This is a genomic window from Ectobacillus sp. OTK, from assembly GCF_059698935.1.
Genome location: NZ_AP048547.1, coordinates 5,133,103 through 5,152,150, shown reverse-complemented (window position 1 = coordinate 5,152,150; position 19,048 = coordinate 5,133,103). Strand labels below are relative to the sequence as shown.

Here is a 19,048-nt window from a genome sequence, read left to right as displayed (position 1 = left end):
TGAAGAAGTATACTTGATGATAAGAGAATAAAACTAATGATATATTGTCTTAATTAATGGGAAAGAATTGGAGAAATTGAGAATGATCATTCTTGAGTGTCAGCTGATCAAAAAATTGAAGAGGGGTGTTCCTTGATGACAAATAGTAGAATGAATCCTAAGGTTGATGAATTTTTAAGTAAATCCAAAAAGTGGAAGGAAGAATATGAGAAGTTGAGAAGTATCGTTCTTGACTGTGAGCTGACCGAAGAATTTAAGTGGATGCATCCTTGTTATACGTTTGAGAAAAAAAACATAGTTTTAATACATGGATTTAAAGAATATTGTGCGCTTCTGTTTCACAAAGGTGCCTTGTTAAAGGATGCCCATGGAATTCTAATCCAACAAACGGAGAATGTACAGGCGGCGCGCCAGATTCGGTTCACCAATGTTCAAGAAATAGTTGAAATGGAAACCATCTTGAAAGCCTATATTTATGAAGCCATTGAAGTTGAAAAGGCCGGTTCGGAAGTGAATCTTAAAAAGAATACAGAATTCATAATTCCTGAAGAACTTCAAAATAAATTCGATGAACTCCCTGCCTTGAAAACCGCTTTTGAAGCATTGACGCCGGGACGACAAAGAGAATACATTCTTTATTTTTCTAAAGCCAAAAAATCCAAAACTCGAGAGTCAAGGGTTGAAAAAAGTATGCAACAAATTCTCAATGGAAAGGGATTAAATGATTGCACTTGTGGACTATCTCAAAAGCAGCCCTATTGTGACGGCTCGCACAAGTACATTCGATAAGAAAATAAATTAATCAAACTTTAAGATATTACCTCACTTTGCGTTCATTCGAACTCCCTTTTAGATCGCAGGTAACACTCAATCAAATAATTTAAAATGGACAAAAAACAAAAAAGTGATTCGTAGAGTATAAGCAAACTAACGTATAACAGGCTACGCATTACCAGCTAAGAAAAGAAAAATACTGCACACAAAAGTGTACTCTTTGGATTTTTGCTGAAGGGTACACTTTTCTTGAACGAACGGGTGCGTTTCTTCAAAATGTTCTTTGAAAAGTTCTTCCACAAAACGGGAGTAAAAGAGGTAGAACGTTACTAATGTCTTTTAAGATTATCTTGAAATCAAGTCCAAATTAACTTCCTGCAACGGATGCTGTGAAGCATCTTCAGAATAGCAGGGGCGGTTTGCCGTATTACAAAGTTACTAAAAAGGAGAATTTATGAGGAAAAAAATTTTAGTTTTCATTGCAGCCTTAATCATATTAGTTGGAGTTCTTCCTCCGATAGTAGCACCTATTGTTCACGATGATTCCTCACCAACATCGGCAATTCGTAATTATATTTATCAGCAAGGATCTCCATACCAGAGTTTCTTTGCTCTTATTCGTTTTCAAGAGACAGACCCTGAATATGGCGAGAGATATGAAGTGGCCTGGATTGATTGGGATAGTCCTACTGGCGATACAGCGACATTGTTTTATGCAAAGAAGGCAGAAAACGGAACATACAAAGTAGAGGCTGGAACAGGTCCATGATGCTCAATTAAGGTGTATTGTTCAAAATTAGTGTATCAGGCATTCTTAAATGTGGGAGCAGGTTAACTTGACGTGGATACATATGCATTTTGAAATTTTGTAAGCAATGATGGGCAGTTGTACAAGCAAAACTATCAAATCTTAATATTATTTTATTATGACTTAGTAGAGGAGGTGTAATATGGGAAATTACTATGATAAATTAAGAGATCAAAGAGGTGAGTACGACAATTTTTACAACTATGATTACAGCGATTATTCACGGAGCAAGAAACAAAAGCATGATGCTCCTATTATTAATGTGAATGTAGATTGTTGTGATCATAAGAAGGATGAGAAAAAAGAAAACGTAAGATCATCAGCGTTCAGGGCGGTCAAAGCAGCAAATCAAATTGTTGCAGCAAATACAGTAGTAAAAGTTCTCTATCCAATTGAACAATTTGATTTAGCGAATGAATATAATGCAGGTCTATCAACATTTATTCCAGCAACAAGAGGTGTATACTCTATCATTGCAAGTGTTAGATTTGCGCCTAATAATACTGTCAATCCTTATAGAGCGTTACTAATTATTGCGGTAAATGGTGTGCAGGTAGCGGCAGATAACGATTTCTTTAGTACAATTTTTTTCAGCAATGTTATAACTGTTACTACTGACATTCAGTTAAATGCCGGAGATAGAGTAGAGGTGTTTTTTCAAAGTTCCGCAGCTGGTCAAATAATTGCAGACGCTACATCTTCACGCTTTGAAGCCGCTAGATTTCCGTCTCCAGCTCACTAGATTAAGAGCTCGTAAAAAAACTTGAATTTCTCCAGAATTCAAGTTTTTTTATGCCTAAAAAGAAAAGTATAAAATTTCATTTATTTTACATCTCTTTAAAGTGAATCTAATTTCTAATAACGCATCCTATATCAACAGACAGCACCAAGAAAAAGCGGATTTACATCAAAAATAGGGTGAACTATCCTGCACTGTTTTTGATGAAATTTCAGAATGAATAATGTTACATAATATTGTAACCCCTTGCTGTAATAGCTGTTCGCTCATATAAGAGTAACTTAATCGTAAATGATGATTTTCGTGCTCTACGGGGTAGCATGCTGCTCCGGGTAAGAATGTGAGCTGCTGTTTTTTTGCTTCTAATAGGAGGCGATTCGTATTCATCCAGGAAGGAAGGCTAATCCATAGGTTTAATCCCCCCTCTGGGATTACCCATGATACCCCGGCAGGCGAATGCTGTGAAAGCACTTCAAGAACCAAATCGCGTCTTATCCTTAGAGCGGTTCTTAGTTTTTTCATATGATCTATCATTTTTTCAGACTGGATAAATGGCAAGATTGCTTTTTGTGTGAGCAAGGGACTTCCTAAGTCAGTATTTGCTTTGGCTGCCAATAGACGATTGAATATGGAACCGGAAGCAGCTACTATTCCAATCCTGCAGCCTGCCGCTAGTGTTTTACTCAAACCTTTCAAGTAAATCACATGACCGTAGTGATCCATACTTTTAATTGGAGCTGGAGGTTTTTTCCCAAAGTAAATCTCACCACATGGATCATCCTCAATAATAATGCTTTGAGTGCTTTGAGCTATATCAAGAATCTGTCTGCGGCGCTTTGGAGTCATAACAGCACCGGTTGGATTATGAAAAGTAGGGATTGTATAAATGATTTTTGGTTTGTACTTATCACATATATTTTGAAGTATGTCTACCCGCATCCCATTATGATCAACAGGCACGGTAAGTATGGTAGCACCCCTCCCACGAAAAACATCAATCGCTCCTGGATAGGTAGGGGCTTCCATCACAACCACATCACCCGGTCCGACAAATGTACGAGTAACAAGATCCATTCCTTGTTGTGAACCGCTCGTAACTAAAATGTTATCAGGTGCAGCAGGAATTCCCAATCTTTTTAAATACTCGGACATTGCATTTCTAAGCTGTGAATCACCCTGGATCTCTCCATATTGAGATAAAATTCTAGGGTTTTCAGAAAGAATTTGATGAATCCCCCGCTCTAAAGATCGATTAGGAAGAAGTCCAGGATCAATCATAGAGGATGCAAGATGAATTTTCTCAGGGACCTGATGAAATTGGGCAAACTGAGATCTAGTTAAATAATCTTGAACAGATAGCTGCCAATCAAAAGCGGGAACCTCTTGCGCTGTATCTACTACGTCTTTTCTTTCCGCATTTATGAATGTTCCTTTTCCTTGGATAGAGATAATGAAGCCCTCTTGTTCCAGCTCCTTGTACGCTTTCACTACTGTAACCAAACTCACTCCAAGCTGTTTTGATAGATCGCGAACTGAAGGCAATTGTGCTCCTTCCTGCAAGAGTCCTGAACGGATGTGATCAATAATAGACAGGTATATTTGCTTAGAAAGTGAAATCTCAGCTTTACGTTGAATTTCAATGTGCATGGTTGATCTCCTTTAAGTGTTATACAGGTGTATTGAGTGTTATATATGGTATTGGCGTAAAATAGCACTAGTGAACGAACACATTATAACACTCGGAGGGATATGATGTGCAAAATTATTGGGTTTTAGAAGTTCCGCAAAAGAAAAAAGCTCCGGAATTTCCTTCGTTTTCTCATGGTAATAAATATGGCTATTGTAATTGGGATACTTGCCTGCGCCTTAATGATAATGAAGAGGGATCATCCTGTACGTTTACCTTCATATATTGAATCCAAAGTTGGATAGGCTGTACTTAGTTGGACAGAAAAGTTAACTGTTGAATTTCAATGTACATGGTTAATCTCCTTTAAGTGTTATACAAGCATATTGAGTGTTATATATAGTCTTGATATAAAATAACATGGTCTAGTGAATACATTATCATGTTTAGAGAGGATTTAACGATGTAGTTTTACTATGAGGCGGGAAGATGGGTAATAGTGTTATTGCGCAAGAAGAAGCGGGTATGTTTGCCAACTGTATGAGGTTATTTGGGCATTGGATTTGCTGCTGGGATGATTGCCGTGCATGGCTCAGCCTTTGCTAGTTCTAAGCTTGATTAGTTGATATAAAAACAAGGAGGTTTATACAATGAAATGTTACGTTGTAGACGCGTTTGCTGAGAATTTATTTGAAGGAAATCCTGCTGCTGTTTGTATTATGGAGAAATGGCTTCCAGATGATACAATGCAAAAAATTGCTGCTGAAAATAACCTTTCTGAAACGGCATTTGCTGTGAAGGAGGGAGACGGATATCGGTTAAGATGGTTTACTCCTGGGGGAGAGATCGACCTATGCGGACATGCTACTTTGGCAACAGCGTATGTAATTGCCAACTATTATGAAAAGAATGTGGATAGAATTAAATTTCAGACAATGAGCGGGGAGCTTGTTGTGGTAAAAAAAGATGAACTTTACGAAATGGATTTCCCTAGCAGAATGCCTGAAGCATTTACGCTAACAGAGCAAATGGTTGAAGCTCTTGGCGTAAAACCTATCGAAACTTATCTTGGCAGAGATTTAATGTTTGTACTAGAAAAGGAAGAGGACGTTCAAAATGCATCTCCTGATTTTTCTAAGCTGGAACAATTGCCGGATGGTTTGGGTGTTTTAATTACAGCAAAGAGTGAAAAATACGATTTTGTTTCTAGATGCTTTTTCCCGAAATTAAATGTAAATGAAGACCCTGTATGTGGTTCTGCACATTGTAATTTCATCCCTTTCTGGGCAAACCGTCTGGGCAAGGATGAAATGGTGGCAAGACAGCTTTCCAAGCGCGGCGGAACATTATACTGCAAATTGGTCGGCGACAGAGTAACAATCAGCGGGTCAGCAGTTTTATATTCCATTGCAGACCTTCAGGTAAATCAATAAGGAATTGCACGTTATGGAAATAGAACGGAAAATTGAAAAACTGGGACTGTAAATTTTTAAGATTGTAGGTGAGGGCTTGAAGCGTATTCATTATAGTTGGATTATTTTGATTATTTCTTTCTTCTCCATTATTGTAGCTGGAATTGTTAGGTCATCATCGGGGGTTTTCATCGATCCTTTTGAAAAGGAGTTCGGCTGGGATCGATCTGTTATTTCACTCGCTTTTGCAATTGGTCTGTTTTTATATGGTATCTCAGGTCCTTTTATGGCTGCATTAATTGAAGTGCTGGGGTTAAAGAAGATAATGGTGATATCTATGGCAACATTGTTGGCTGGCCTCCTGCTAACCTTTGTTATGCAGCATTCCTGGCAGCTCATTATGATTTGGGGCGTTATCATAGGATTAGGGTCTGGATTATTTTTGACAGTATTAAGTCCATATATTGCAAATCGTTGGTTTGAGAAAAAAAGAGGGCTTGCAGTAGGGATATTAACTGCCAGTACAGCAACAGGCCAGTTAATACTGCTTCCTGTCTTAGCCATTTTGATTGATCATTATTCGTGGCGATGGGCGGTTGGATTGATTCTGGTCCTTAGTTCTATCATGTTTGTTATCATCTTATTATTTATGAAAAATACACCTGAAGATATTGGCATCCTTCCATATGGACTTGAGGGAGAGAAACAAGAGAGAGATAACTTTGAAAAGAAAAATCCTATCATTATTGCTTTCAATGGTTTATTCGAGGCGGTGAAGGTCAAGGAATTTTGGCTATTAGCCGGGAGCTTCTTTATTTGTGGACTTTCAACGAGCGGATTAATTGGTACGCATTTTGTTTCTTACTGTATGAGCTTCGGAGTACCTTTAGTTACATCTGCTTTGCTGCTTTCATTTATGGGAGTCTTTGACCTTGTAGGCACAACTATTTCTGGCTGGTTATCAGATCGTTTCGATAACCGATGGCTATTATTTTGGTATTACAGTCTAAGGGGAGCTTCTCTCCTATTGCTTCCTTATGCTTTATTTGAAGGTTCCTTCACTTTGCTAATTATCTTTTCTGTGTTTTATGGATTAGATTGGATTGCAACTGTACCGCCGACTGTTGGTATCTCAAGACAAGTCTTTGGTACTCAAAAAAGCAGCGTTGTTTATGGGTGGATTTTTGCATCTCATCAGGCGGGATCAGCAGTAGCCGCTTTTGGCGGGGGAATTATTTATCAAATATTAAATTCCTATACATGGTCATTTATTCTTGCAGGGATTTTTTGTTTGTTAGCAAGTTTATTTGTTATCGTAATTAAAAAACAAACATCCGAGTCCATAACTAAAGAAGAGATGTTAAAGGCATAACATTAATTTTGGAGTTATGTTATGGTAACAAAACAATATAAAGAGAAGTTAAGGAGCTATAGATCATGCAATATCTAGAAGCGGCAACGGATGAGTATCTAACAGATATTAGAGATATTTTTGTGGAATATGCAACATCAATTGGAATTGATCTAAACTTTCAAAACTTTGAAGAGGAATTAGCAGACTTACCTGGAAAGTACGCACCGCCTGACGGTTCTTTAATTCTTGCGTTAGATAAAGAGGTAGCAGGCTGTGTAGCACTTCGTAGATTAGAAGATGACATATGTGAAATCAAAAGGCTTTACGTTCGTCCAAGCTTTAAAGGGAGAGGCATTGGCCGTCATCTGGCATCTTTGATTATTAAAAAGGCAGCAGAGCTGGGATACAAAAAAGTACGGCTCGATACACTGTCTTCCATGAAAGCTGCTGTATCGCTGTACACAACCTTAGGATTTGAACAAATAGCTCCATACTGTTTTAATCCGATAGAGGATGTGGTATATATGGAGTTAACGATATCCTGGTAAGGAGAGAAATAAGTTTAGTTTAGGCTAACTCCCGCCAACACTTGATGATTTAAATACGAATGCCCTCCAGATTGCTGGAGGGCATTTTTGTAAGCCTCTAGATGCATTGAATTCCGATAAACACATTCGTGTTTTGACGGAGAGACTCTACTCCGAAAACAAATCCTCAATCAAAATCAATAACACTAGGCTTGGACTAAAAGATCCCTTGCATGAAGAAACAATCATCATGTATTCCTAACGGGCGTAATAAAATGATGGTAGCCGCCCTGCTAGTATACGTTAAAAAATTCTTACTATTTGAAGCATGCATTCTTAAAGGAAGAACATTCATGTTAACGGGAGGAAGAGGGATGCACCACAACAATCGAAAGGGAGAGTGGAATGGCTTTTCCAAGGCAATTCCGTATTCTCTTTTATATGTAAAGGATGAATTAAAGAAAAAAGGTGAGAACAAACAAACCTCCGTTAAAGCATGGGAGTTAACGGAAGATGAGACAATGCTCATTCATGAAATTAAAGAACGAACAAGAAAACATAACAAAAATAATGTGACGCGAACACATGCCTATTATCAATTTTACCTCCGGTACCCAGAAATACACTGGGCACTGCTTGGACATATGGTATCGCGTAATGGCGGTTGGAATATGACAGATTTAAAAGGGGAGCTATATACAAGACTATTGTCGGAAGAAGATCAACTCACCTTCTTTTCTTTTTTAGAACGGGGGAATTGGTTGATATTCCAGGATGTGTACCCGCAACTGTTGTTATATGAACAAAGTGTCAAAAAATCTCGCAGACTGTTTCATCTTCTGCCTTTTTTCAATGTATCAACGTTTATGGAAACGATGTGGAACCATTTTTGGAGAACAGGCGACCGCTATACGTTAGCCATTGCCACTGTTATTAATGAACAAAGCTATTTAGAAAAACGGGTCATTCAAAATGACTATTTTAACAAGACCGTACTAAGTAGTATTGGATTCAAGCTTTATGATTTTTTTCGCTTTAATCATATTCTTTTCCCGTTCTATGAGGATGAGACCAAACAAAAAACATTGCTACTTGGTGATACAATTAAGCATTTCACCTCCCTTCATGAGCGGATCCTGCTGGGCAAGCGATTATATTCACTGCTGTTTCGCCGTGAGAGCATATTATCAGGCGTAATAGATTGGGCTCATGATCATCGGCATACCGGTTCACGAAAAGACTACTGGCCGCATTTGTTTTATGATGTAAACGAATCATTCTCTCGTGCATTTTATAAACGCCGGATAAAAAAATGCCAATTAAGAGAAGGGGCGGATCGTTTATACAGTCCGCGGTTAATATACGCATGGAAGGATATTGATCATGAAGAGGCGGAAAGCGGGGACTGGTTTGAAGACTGGCGTATCATAGACTATTTAATCGATAAGGAAGAAAATACGGCTGGGGGGATTTATGATGAATACTGCAAAACGCTTGAAAAGATTGAACTTGCGATTTTGGCCAAAAAAAACGTCCTGCTCCGGGAGGAAGCAGAAGACGAGTAATTATCAGGCCCTTGTAGCCACCATCATTTTCTCTTGTTTCATCGGGACGTATTTAGACTTACTATTTGTCGGTAAACAAATGTATGCCTTTCCAGCAAGGCCATTCCCAGATGTGTTTGGAATCAATGTCGCTTTTACTTTATTGGTGTTACCGGTATTTACCGCCCTCTTTTTATGGACCGCGAAAACATTGCCTGCATTTTTAAGAATCCTATTTATCATTTTGATTGGACTTTGTATGAATGTTTCCGAACAATTTGCGGAGAATTTAGGATGGTTTACCCATAGCGAAGCATGGCACCATTCTTATTCCTTTTTCGGGTACACGATCTTCATGCTTCTTATATGGAAATTTTATCGATGGGTCCAATAGCAGGCTGCTGTTTTATGGAAATCTAAAAACAAACTTCCTTGGTAGATTTATGAATGTGGGTTCTCTTCTTAATATGATTTTTTGATGCTATATTCCCTTTTCTAAACAACCCCGCTAAATTTCTGTTTATAATGAGCGAGAGCCAACAACGGCCAAATATACTCATAGCTATGATAGTGGATGTAGAATGCTCCTGCCATTCCTCTTCCTGCTGGGTAGCCTATCGTCCAATCCTGTGGCTTTATATCTACTAAAAATCTCACTCCCCGTTCAATTTCAGGCGTAGCTTTAGCTGAAGCCGCGATCAGTGCATCCAGCGCCCATGCAGTATGTGTACGTGTACTTACCGTTAATGGCACATACTGTTTTTCTATATCGCTTTTACAAGATTCTCCCCAGCCGCCATCCGGATTTTGGATTCCATGCAGCCATTTCACAGCCTTTTGAATAGCGGGATGATCCGATGCTATTCCAATAGCGGACATTCCTGTTACGGCTGCCCATGTCCCATAAATATAGCATATTCCCCAGCGGCCATGCCAGGAGCCGTCCTCCCTTTGGTTATGCAGCAGCCAATCTACTCCGCGTTTGATAATTCGATGGTCCCTATTCAAAAGTGTGCAGTTTCCAAGGAACTCCAATGTTCTCCCTGTTAAATCAGCCGCCGAAGGATCAATCAGAAAATCTTCTCCTCCCTCAACAGGCAGCCAGGTAAGAAATTGGTGATCTACATTTTTTTCGAATGCAGGCCATCCGCCATCACTGTTTTGCATCGAAATGACCCAATTGATTCCCCGGTCCCATGATTGGCGGTAAGGGGCCTGTTCTGTTGCGAATGTTCGAATTGCCCTTAAAGCAGCAGTTGAATCGTCCACGTCAGGGTTAAGGGTGTTCTCGTTTGAAAATCCCCAACCGCCCGGCTGTGTATTCGAGTTATGAATTGCCCAATCGCCATGCTTGTCATGCTGGCGGGAAAGTAAATATTGGTTCGCCTTTTGAATGACCTGGGCTGAAGCAGGAACCCCCGCTTCTTGCAAAACAGAGCTGATTAACGCTGTGTTCCAAATAGTTGCCGTCGTATACTGTATGTGAGGCCCTCCGTTAATTTGCGAAACCATCGACTTTAATCCCTGAACCGCACGGATAATAACCGGATGATTTTTCGAATAACCCCGAGCTAATAAAGCAAATATCATCAGAAAGGTTGAACTAAAATAATTGTAAAATGTTCCGTCTGGTTCAATTCGCTCTACCATATATTGCTCTGCCCGGCGTAGAGCCGTTAAGTGAAGCTCCTCGGGAAGACCTTGAAGCGTTTGAATCCCTTGTTTGACCATCGCCAAAATTGATCGCCATTTGATCTCTTCATCCTCGTTCAATTGTATATCCTTAAAAAAGGGAATCCCTCTCTCCAGAAACAGATCAGCTAAATCTGGAGAGTATGCTGTTTTTATGCTAAATTGATCGTCAGCAAGAATTAAAATCGGCGCAAGGTTTACTCTGGCATATACAGACAAATCAAAAAAGCTAATTGGAAATGAAACCGGAAGGAGCATCGCTTCAATTGGAACAGGAAAATCACTCGGCCATTCGTATTGTCCGGTTATAGCCAACATCAATTTTGTAAACATATGAGCCTTCGAGATACCGCCCTTAGATAGGATAAACTGTCTTGCCATTTGCATTTCCTGATTATGCTTATTTCGATAACCTGAGTAAAGAAGCGCATAGTATGCTTCAACCGTAGCAGACAGATTTCCCTCCTCCTCATCACGAAACAGCCTCCATGATCCATTTCGCCCCTGTTTACTGATAATTCTATCGACTAAAGCCTTAATTAGTTCTTCATCATTGATTTCTAATGTCCGCAATAGAATGATCATATAACAATCTGATGCAATCCCGGTCTCAAACGGATAACTCCACGACCCCTCCGGTAATTGATCATGAAGCAATACCTTCACAATTCGGTTGATTTTAGTCTCCGCTTTATGCAGCATGTGCTATCAACCCTCTCCCCAATTAAGAAATATATCTTCATATACATATTCCTTAGACTGCATGGAAATTCATCGGATCAAGGAAGGGGGATGGCAGTCAAAATGGGCAAAACTTTTTCAGGCATGGCTTTCCTTTGCTAATCCATCACTAATCAAAAAAATAGTTTTCAAATATCAATACCCTGTGCAGAAGATTATGAGCATTTATTGGACTTTTTACAGGAGTTCATTTATTTGTGATGAATCTATATACTGACATTAATAGTAAATGAGGGGTAACTAAGCGTATCCAGGTATCCGTAATTGAAGATATCAAGAATGATTGGTTTATTGGAGGCGCAGATGAGCCGGAGCTGCAGGTATTCTCATCTGATGTACAGCCTTGTCATGACTTCTAAGTTTTGGGGGAATCAGTTTTGTTCATATCAGCTTGATGGATAGGCAGTAAGATCCCTCATAAAAAATAATTTATGGTAGGAGCATGATTTATGAAAAGCAGCGAAATAAAAAGATTAATTCAAAGTTATGTAAGTGCGTACAACTCTTTTGATGTTGATGGGATTTTGAAACTTTTACACGAAGATATTGAATTCAGAAACATATCAAATGGTGTAATTAATGTTGAGACAAAGGGGATCGATCAATTTCGTGAAATAGCCGAACAATCAAAAAAGCTTTTTTTACATCGACATCAGACGATAAACCATTATTCGATCACGGATGATATGATTGAGGCTGAAATTGATTATGAAGGAACACTAGCGGCAGATTTACCTAACGGACTTAAAGCTGGGGAAAAAATAAAGCTTCAAGGGAAGTCAGTATTTAAGATTAAAGATGAGAAATTATTAGTAATCGAAGACTATAGCTAAGGAAATAAAGGATTAGCAGAATATTGAGTATCCGACAAACATACTCCTTCGTCTGTACATGCTTAAGGAAGCCTTTCAGTCAATAATGAATACTGCGAGGCAGCAGCTTGCTGAGCCAGGCAAGAACTCCATGCTAGTTTGGAAATGGCGGAATAGCTATAAGGATTAACTATTGTTAGTTTTCCGCTTGCCGTCGTAAATTTGTATTTTTCGAATGCTATCCCATAGCCATCAAGCTAAATATGAAAAGTACACCCAAAACAAGAATTTTGTATATTTTCAATCTGGAGATATCAAATTTCTCGTTTTGGGGGATTTGTTTTTGCTAGGTTGATGGCTATGGTAATGCTATCAAATATCCAATAGTATGAAATCTATACTTGGTCCTTTTTCATCTGCCGGATCTCAAATTTTCTAGCTGTCTCCACCAATTATCGATGAGACCGTGCCAATTATAGAAGAGTGTGCTTCGCGGGGACAGTGAAATTCGACCGAAATCACTGTCATTAAAGACTTCACTGCCTATTATATGAACAGCGTCATGAAGGAATGAAGCAAGTAAAAAACGTCCCAATTCATCAGATGAACGGAAGGATGACAGATTATTAACAATTCGATATTCTGCATCTTCCAGCTCTTCGGTCCATCTAGGGTGATTTTTTATTTCGGAAGGAATAGAGGACCAAGGTTCTACCAAGCTTGGATTTAGTCCTTGCGCGTTGTACCAATCTAAAGCTTCCTGCAAAAAAAACCGGTGAAATGAAAGAAAGTCTACCCCATCGCCTGAGCGTGCCCGCCCCATGTGCTGCATATGCCATCTGCTGTGTTCATTAATAAGGCCTTGAGGAAAGTTCTGAATTCTAGCCATTGTTACTCCCTTTTCTTTTGGTTTAATATGATTATATTTATATTTAATTTTAGTGATTTTGTTTGTGCGTTTGTCCAATAAGAGATAATATCTTTGACAGGTTCAGTATTAGCAGCTTCATTTGTCCATGCTGGTTGGTGTGGATTTCTTGGCAGCGGCAGAGAAAAAATGGAGGAGTACTTACTTTGGGAGGGCAGCAGCCCTTAGCAAAAGGCGGGACATCCAAAGAAGCTAACTGTCTAGGTTTATAGGGGAGTTAGCTTCTTTGTTCTTCAAAGGAGCTTTTTAGAGTCCTTATGGCAACGTTGCATATGGGCAAGCCCTGTTTCTTATTATGAGAGGGAATGCAATCCTTGCTTTCGTTTATGCAAACGGGAGTAAATATCATAATAGCTTTTGTCATTTGCCACATGTTTCGATAAAAATTGTATCTTTTCTTTTCGTAATAGCCTTAAAAAGGCATCTGTGACTTCTGGATCAAATTGTGTATGCTTGTTATTTTCAAGTGAACGAAGGGTGTACTCCCAGTCAAGGGCCTCCCGGTACACACGGTTGGAGGTCATCGCGTCAAAGGCATCGGCAACAGCAATGATACGTGCTGATAGTGGGATTTCCTTTCCTCTTAAGCCCTCCGGATATCCTTTTCCATCATATCTTTCGTGATGATACAATACCATATCTGGAATGCCGGTTTCTTTAAGGATAGAAATATGCTTTACTGTTTCATACCCAATAACAACATGAGTCTTAATAAAAGCAAATTCCTCGTCCGTTAATCGTCCAGGCTTTGTGAGTATATGCTCCGGCACTCCAATTTTCCCAATGTCATGGAGTAAACCGCCTATACCGATTGCTTCACACTGATATGCAGGCAGCTTCATTTCCTCTGCTATCCGTTTCGCATAGCGAGCTACATTGTGAGAATGAACTGCTGTGTAAGGATCCCTAAAATCTAGAGATTTGAAAAGAGCTGCTATGAATTCCGAATGATTTTTTTCCGTTTGCTGATAGTTTCTCATTAGGGTAACAGAGATCAGCATGATGATTAGGTAAGTAATCCAATAAAATAACAGCATAAGAGAAATGATCTTTGATGTGTCTATCAGATATACACGGTAAACAGCCAAAATCGTAGTTAAGAAGGCTAAAAGCCAGATTGGCAGGCTCCAAAAGCCAATTCCTAAAAATATTACAGCAAGGATAAGGAGCGGGAGAACAGGAAGTTCTTTTGAAATGCATTCATGTATAAATGGAATGCATATAAAAAGTAAGAGAAATCCGTAACGGAAAAAAGTCGAATTATGTAATGTTAGATTGATTATTTTAGAAATCAGAATCACATCCAGGCATATTATTTTTGGTGGGTAACATAGGTAAATAAGGGTGATTTTTCTATGATTTAGCGCTTTATGCAGAGTATATGGTTTATTTTACAATAGGTTAGCTAGGGAATTGAATTCTAACCGATAATGAAAGCGATATCATATTGCGCCAAAATTCGACTTTTTTCTTGTTTTTAATAGAATAAGGGGATTTGGATGCATCATCCTTCCCCTAAACAAATTTTTGTTGTTACCTATGATACTATTTTTAACGATGTGCTTATTCTAATCCCTGATCCAATCTCCATTGGATTCCGATTTTTTTTGCCTCTTGCCGATCAGATACCTGTAGTTTATTTAATATATTGGTCACATAATTGGCAACAGTTTTCACACTAAGATGAAGCTTCGAGGTAATTTGCACATTTGTAGCGTTTCTGGATATCAACGTTAAAATCTCACGTTCCCGCACTGTCAGTTCAGTATAGGCTGGATCATTCGGCTCATAACGATTAGAAATAACAAAGTAGTCCAGCATTCTGGCCGCTATGTCTGATCCGAAAACAGCGCCGCCGCTTGCTGCCGTCCGAATGGCATGAAGCTTGCCTGGTTGGCAATGGAAGGAAGGTGACATATATTTCCAATCTATTTATGAGATGCGCGAAATACACGCAAAATATAGGAGATTTTTGTATAATCACGCAGTAATTCTATGCTTCTATTACTAAATTTCTTTTTAATTCTACGTAATAATCTATTTTTACAATAAATGTGAGTGACAAGGATGTTTAAATATGTATAATTATGGTTATGTAGGTTTATTTTATCTGAATGTAATTAGTTAAAGATGAATGAATCTATTATCAGGGACAGTTCGATGAAAAGAAAATACATGTGAGGAGGAGGCTGCACAAATAAAAAACAGGTAAAAAGAATACTAGAAAAGCAGGATTTATTTCGGGGGGCTTACGCTACAAGTCTATATTAATATGAAAAAGGGGTTTTAGTATGTTTAAGAGGGTTATACCGGTTACAGCGATTACCACTCTAGCATTATCCCAGATGCTATTTCCAGGTATATCGATTGCAGAAGGTACAGCAGGAACATCAGCAAGCGCAGCTGCTAATAAATCGATCGAGGAGATAGGAATTACACAAGCTGGAGGTTCACCTGATTTTATCTCTGGTACACTCACAGCTCCTTCTAACAGTGCTCCAGAAACGATTGTATACGGGTTTTTAAATAGCGCAAAACGTACATATCAATTGGAAAGTGATGCTAAGGAATTATTTACAACGGCTAAGGTAGAGAAAGACGACTTGGGATATCAGGTTGTTCGCCTCCAGCAGGTATATAAGGGTATTCCAGTATTCGGCTATCAGCAAATTGCCCATATCAATAAAGGGACTCTCCAATCCTTCTCCGGTTCTATCGTTCCTGAAGCTGTAGTTAAAGAGGGTATTAAGGAAGAGAAAAAAATTAGCCCGGATCAAGCGATTGCTACAGCGCAGCAGGATTTAAAATTCAAGCCGACATTTACTCAAAATCCAACTTCCGATCTTAACATCTATGTGTCTGAAGGCAAGGCACATTTGGCCTATTTAGTAAAATTGAATTTCCTTAGCCCTGAGCCTGGAAACTGGTACTATTTTATTGATGCTGTATCGGGGGCTGTTATTCATAAGTTTAATAATATCCACTTTGAGGGCACGTCGGATATTACAGCACAAGCGAAAGCGACAGCAAGCGGGATTGGCGTTCTAGGTGATAAGAAAGTACTTCGCGTAAATAAAGTAAAGAACAGCTACTATCTGCAGGATTATACAAGAGGGCAAGGTATTAAGACGTATGATGCGAAGTCTACAGAGGATCTGCCAGGGAAGCTATGGGTGGATGCTGATGGCAAGTTGAATCAGACGTATGATGCACCAGCCGTCGACGCTCATTATTATGCAGGTGTTACATATGATTATTATAAGAAGACGTTTAATCGAAACAGCTTTGATGGCAATGGGGCTATTATCCATTCTACAGTGCACTATGGTCAGGACTATAACAATGCGTTCTGGGATGGTACACAAATGGTATATGGCGATGGGGATGGAGAGGTATTCCGCCCGATATCCGGTGCTCTAGATGTTGTTGGCCATGAGATTACACATGCTGTGACTGAGCATACTGCAGGCCTTATCTATGAGAATGAATCCGGGGCCATTAACGAATCGATGTCAGATGTATTTGGTACGTTGATTGAATTCTATAATAAGAAAAACGCAGATTGGGAGATTGGCGAGGATGTATATACGCCAAACACACCGGGGGATGCCCTTCGTTCGATGGCCGATCCGACGAAATCTGGGGACCCAGATCATTATTCCAAGCGTTATACGGGCTCTGAGGATAATGGGGGCGTGCATACAAACAGCGGTATTAGCAATAAGGTAGCGTATTTGATCAGTGAAGGTGGAACACACTACGGTGTGAAGGTAGCAGGAATTGGCAGTGACAAGCTAGGGAAAATCTTTTACCGAGCACTTACACAATATTTAACGCCTACATCTAACTTCCAGCATTTACGATATGCTGCGATACAATCTGCAAAGGATCTATATGGAGCAAAGGCAGCTGAAGTTACGACAGTAACAAACGCATTTGCTGCGGTTGGAATTAACGGACTGCCTGCTGAGTCCAAAATCACTACTTTAAATATTGCAAAGCCTTTTTCTTTCCAATTTAAAAAAGCAGGGGATGTAAGATGGTTTAAAATCGACCCTAAATCTGTAGTAGATAAAAACTCCCATATTAAATTCTCTGTGACCGGGGATTATGATTCTTATATTTCAGTATATAAGGATAAAGACGATGCAGAAAAGGGAGAAGGCTTCCCAGGCTACACCAACCAATTGAATGAGATTGATTTCCCATTAGCGTGGGAGGGTACATTGTACGTGAAGGTAGAAAGTACTGGAATAGGGGTATTTACAATTAATAATGAGCCGATCTACAAGGAGCCGACTGATCCTCCAGAAGAGTGTTTAGTAGAAATTAGTGCTCAGGCTAACACTTCTCTTGCAGGAATGCTGGACAGCTTAAGAGGCATTCGTGAAAATCTCCTGCGGAAAACAGAGAAGGGGAAAGCGATCATTGATCTATACTACGGCATTTCCCGTGAAGTAGTAGATGATGCAATTGTAGATTCCAGCTTCCGCAGCTCAGTTACTAATGATCTTAAGCAGCTGCAACCTGTTATAGCTGAGCTTCAAAACATAAGTGCAGGAAAAGCCAGCTCGTATAAATTAACAAAGCAGGATATTCAGGTTATGCAGCATCTGAAGGAAACAGTTGAGAAAAAGGCCTCTGCAGAACATGTGAAGCAGCTGAATGAGCTTTGGAATAGCTTGAATCTTGCTGGAGGAGATCTTTCAACAGCTATCCAGAACCTTGGATTAGCACAAGAATCATCCAATAAGATTATTGTGAAGACTAAGAAGGGTATCAGCTTGGACGAGCTTACAAAGTCTGTTAAGAAATCCGTGGCTGCTTTAGGCATTAAGGATAATGTGCAGGTTCAAAGCTTAGCTAATGATGTTGTAAAGGCTGAAGATACGTATGTCTTTGAAGTAAAGAGCTCTCAATTGAAGCTGGTAGAGTTGTTAAAGAAGCAAAGCATCTTTGAATATGTTGAAATCAGCAAAACGATGCATGCCTTAAGTAAGGATATACAGTATCCAACGCAATGGTCACTGGAAAATACAGGCCAAACAACTGGAGAAAATGGAAATGCCGGGAAGGCAGGCGCGGATATTAAATTCGTTCCAATGGAGAAATTCCTATCCGGAAAGAAACTCCCTGATACTACGATTGCAGTTGTTGATACGGGACTAAATTATGAGCTTAGCGATTTTGCAGGAAAAGCTCTTACAAACATTGATTATGATTTTGTAAATAAGGATGCGGACGCCTTTGATGATGGTGATCATGGTACACATGTTGCTGGTATTATTGGCGCTGCTTCAGGAAACAATTACTCGATGGCAGGAATCAACCAGCATACGAAGATCTTACCAGTTAAGGTTTTGAATGCAGAAGGCTCAGGTTATGTTGAAGACATTGCTTTAGGTATTCGCTATGCAGCTGATAAAGGAGCAAAGGTTATTAACCTAAGCCTCGGCGGTCCAGAGCCTAGCCCTGTTATGGAGGATGCGCTTAAATATGCATCCAGTAAGGGAGCTACGATTGTTGCATCATCAGGTAACGATGGGGAAGGTACATTAAGCTATCCGGCTAGCTCAGAATTTGCAATTTCCGTAGGAGCTACAAATAACCTCGATGAATTAGCTGACTTTTCGAATACTGGTGAAGGCCTTGATTTAGTTGCCCCAGGAGATCGAATCCCAAGCTTCTATGCTAATGGCGAGATTTATTATCAGAGCGGAACTTCCATGGCGGCTCCGCATGTGTCAGCGGTTGTAGGTCTGCTTTATTCAATCAAGCCGTCTATTAAGTCTAATGAAGTGCTTAAAGTATTGCAGAAAACAAGCGTTGATTTAGGCGACAGCGGCTATGACTCTGCATATGGCTGGGGACGTTTGGATGCATACCAGGCTGTCAAGTACCTTTCCAACCGTAAATAGCCGCTCGGTGCACCTCGAATAAATCCTGTTTCTAATAAGGATACGTTGTAGCAGAAAAAGCAGAGGCGAATGCTGCTAGGCATCAGAGTGCCGCGGCGTCGGTAACTATGATTATCAAAAAGTAAAAAGCTGTATTCGGCATAAGCGAATCACATGCTTCATAAAAAAGAGA

The 19,048-nt window shown here is 39.5% G+C and carries 15 protein-coding genes and 1 pseudogene; 11 read left to right on the top strand and 5 right to left on the bottom strand.

Features of this window, described 5'->3' with window-relative positions; genetic code table 11:
- Nucleotides 1-135: 135 nt before the first annotated feature.
- From AC6HZ4_RS25540 to AC6HZ4_RS25530, 3 genes are all read left to right on the top strand, one after another.
- Nucleotides 136-789: a YdeI/OmpD-associated family protein gene (locus AC6HZ4_RS25540; protein ID WP_497492682.1), complete on the top strand. Its 654-nt coding sequence runs from the start codon at nucleotides 136-138 to the stop codon at nucleotides 787-789.
- Nucleotides 790-1,228: 439 nt separating this feature from the next.
- Nucleotides 1,229-1,543: a YjcN family protein gene (locus AC6HZ4_RS25535; RefSeq protein ID WP_497492681.1), complete on the top strand. Its 315-nt coding sequence runs from the start codon at nucleotides 1,229-1,231 to the stop codon at nucleotides 1,541-1,543.
- Nucleotides 1,544-1,724: 181 nt separating this feature from the next.
- The gene (locus AC6HZ4_RS25530; RefSeq protein ID WP_497492680.1) at nucleotides 1,725-2,324 is read left to right on the top strand and encodes an ABC transporter permease; all 600 of its coding nucleotides are present in this window, start codon (nucleotides 1,725-1,727) and stop codon (nucleotides 2,322-2,324) included.
- Nucleotides 2,325-2,489: 165 nt separating this feature from the next.
- On the opposite strand, the gene pdxR is transcribed toward AC6HZ4_RS25530, so the two are convergent.
- Nucleotides 2,490-3,968, bottom strand: a complete 1,479-nt coding sequence (gene pdxR / locus AC6HZ4_RS25525) for a MocR-like pyridoxine biosynthesis transcription factor PdxR (protein WP_497492679.1) — start codon at nucleotides 3,966-3,968, stop codon at nucleotides 2,490-2,492.
- Nucleotides 3,969-4,598: 630 nt separating this feature from the next.
- Between pdxR and AC6HZ4_RS25520 the strand changes: the two genes are divergently transcribed.
- From AC6HZ4_RS25520 to AC6HZ4_RS25500, 5 genes are all read left to right on the top strand, one after another.
- Nucleotides 4,599-5,381 (top strand): PhzF family phenazine biosynthesis protein, encoded by a 783-nt coding sequence (locus AC6HZ4_RS25520; RefSeq protein WP_497492678.1) that lies wholly within the window; start codon nucleotides 4,599-4,601, stop codon nucleotides 5,379-5,381.
- A 76-nt stretch (nucleotides 5,382-5,457) separates the two neighbouring features.
- A complete protein-coding gene (locus tag AC6HZ4_RS25515; protein ID WP_497492677.1) occupies nucleotides 5,458-6,732 on the top strand; it encodes an MFS transporter in 1,275 nt (424 codons plus the stop codon).
- 65 nt (nucleotides 6,733-6,797) lie between these two features.
- On the top strand, nucleotides 6,798-7,262 hold the full coding sequence (locus tag AC6HZ4_RS25510) for a GNAT family N-acetyltransferase (protein WP_497492676.1): 465 nt from the start codon (nucleotides 6,798-6,800) through the stop codon (nucleotides 7,260-7,262).
- A 353-nt stretch (nucleotides 7,263-7,615) separates the two neighbouring features.
- A complete protein-coding gene (locus AC6HZ4_RS25505) occupies nucleotides 7,616-8,806 on the top strand; it encodes a DUF2515 domain-containing protein (protein ID WP_497492675.1) in 1,191 nt (396 codons plus the stop codon).
- Entirely contained in the window at nucleotides 8,715-9,179 is a 465-nt protein-coding gene (locus AC6HZ4_RS25500; protein ID WP_497492674.1) for a CBO0543 family protein, read from the top strand. The genes AC6HZ4_RS25505 and AC6HZ4_RS25500 overlap by 92 nt, the downstream gene beginning before the upstream one ends.
- 101 nt (nucleotides 9,180-9,280) lie before the next feature.
- On the opposite strand, the gene shc is transcribed toward AC6HZ4_RS25500, so the two are convergent.
- The gene (gene shc / locus AC6HZ4_RS25495; RefSeq protein WP_497492673.1) at nucleotides 9,281-11,179 is read right to left on the bottom strand and encodes a squalene--hopene cyclase; all 1,899 of its coding nucleotides are present in this window, start codon (nucleotides 11,177-11,179) and stop codon (nucleotides 9,281-9,283) included.
- A gap of 488 nt (nucleotides 11,180-11,667) precedes the next feature.
- Here shc and AC6HZ4_RS25490 point away from each other — a divergent pair, with 488 nt between their 5' ends.
- On the top strand, nucleotides 11,668-12,051 hold the full coding sequence (locus tag AC6HZ4_RS25490) for a nuclear transport factor 2 family protein (RefSeq protein WP_497492672.1): 384 nt from the start codon (nucleotides 11,668-11,670) through the stop codon (nucleotides 12,049-12,051).
- Between the two features lie 391 nt (nucleotides 12,052-12,442).
- Here AC6HZ4_RS25490 and AC6HZ4_RS25485 read toward each other — a convergent pair whose 3' ends face one another.
- The 3 genes from AC6HZ4_RS25485 to AC6HZ4_RS25475 all read right to left on the bottom strand — a co-directional run bounded on the left by AC6HZ4_RS25485 (nucleotide 12,443) and on the right by AC6HZ4_RS25475 (nucleotide 14,875).
- Nucleotides 12,443-12,919 (bottom strand): hypothetical protein, encoded by a 477-nt coding sequence (locus tag AC6HZ4_RS25485; protein ID WP_497492671.1) that lies wholly within the window; start codon nucleotides 12,917-12,919, stop codon nucleotides 12,443-12,445.
- A gap of 332 nt (nucleotides 12,920-13,251) precedes the next feature.
- On the bottom strand, nucleotides 13,252-13,995 hold the full coding sequence (locus tag AC6HZ4_RS25480) for an HD-GYP domain-containing protein (protein WP_497492670.1): 744 nt from the start codon (nucleotides 13,993-13,995) through the stop codon (nucleotides 13,252-13,254).
- Between the two features lie 526 nt (nucleotides 13,996-14,521).
- On the bottom strand, nucleotides 14,522-14,875 hold the full coding sequence (locus AC6HZ4_RS25475) for a response regulator transcription factor (protein ID WP_497492669.1): 354 nt from the start codon (nucleotides 14,873-14,875) through the stop codon (nucleotides 14,522-14,524).
- A gap of 374 nt (nucleotides 14,876-15,249) precedes the next feature.
- Here AC6HZ4_RS25475 and AC6HZ4_RS25470 point away from each other — a divergent pair.
- Both AC6HZ4_RS25470 and AC6HZ4_RS25465 read left to right on the top strand, forming a co-directional pair.
- Nucleotides 15,250-16,914 (top strand): annotated as a pseudogene (locus tag AC6HZ4_RS25470) (M4 family metallopeptidase); the annotation flags it as partial.
- Nucleotides 16,915-17,319: 405 nt separating this feature from the next.
- The gene (locus AC6HZ4_RS25465; protein WP_497495838.1) at nucleotides 17,320-18,876 is read left to right on the top strand and encodes a S8 family peptidase; all 1,557 of its coding nucleotides are present in this window, start codon (nucleotides 17,320-17,322) and stop codon (nucleotides 18,874-18,876) included.
- The last annotated feature ends 172 nt before the right edge of the window (nucleotides 18,877-19,048 follow it).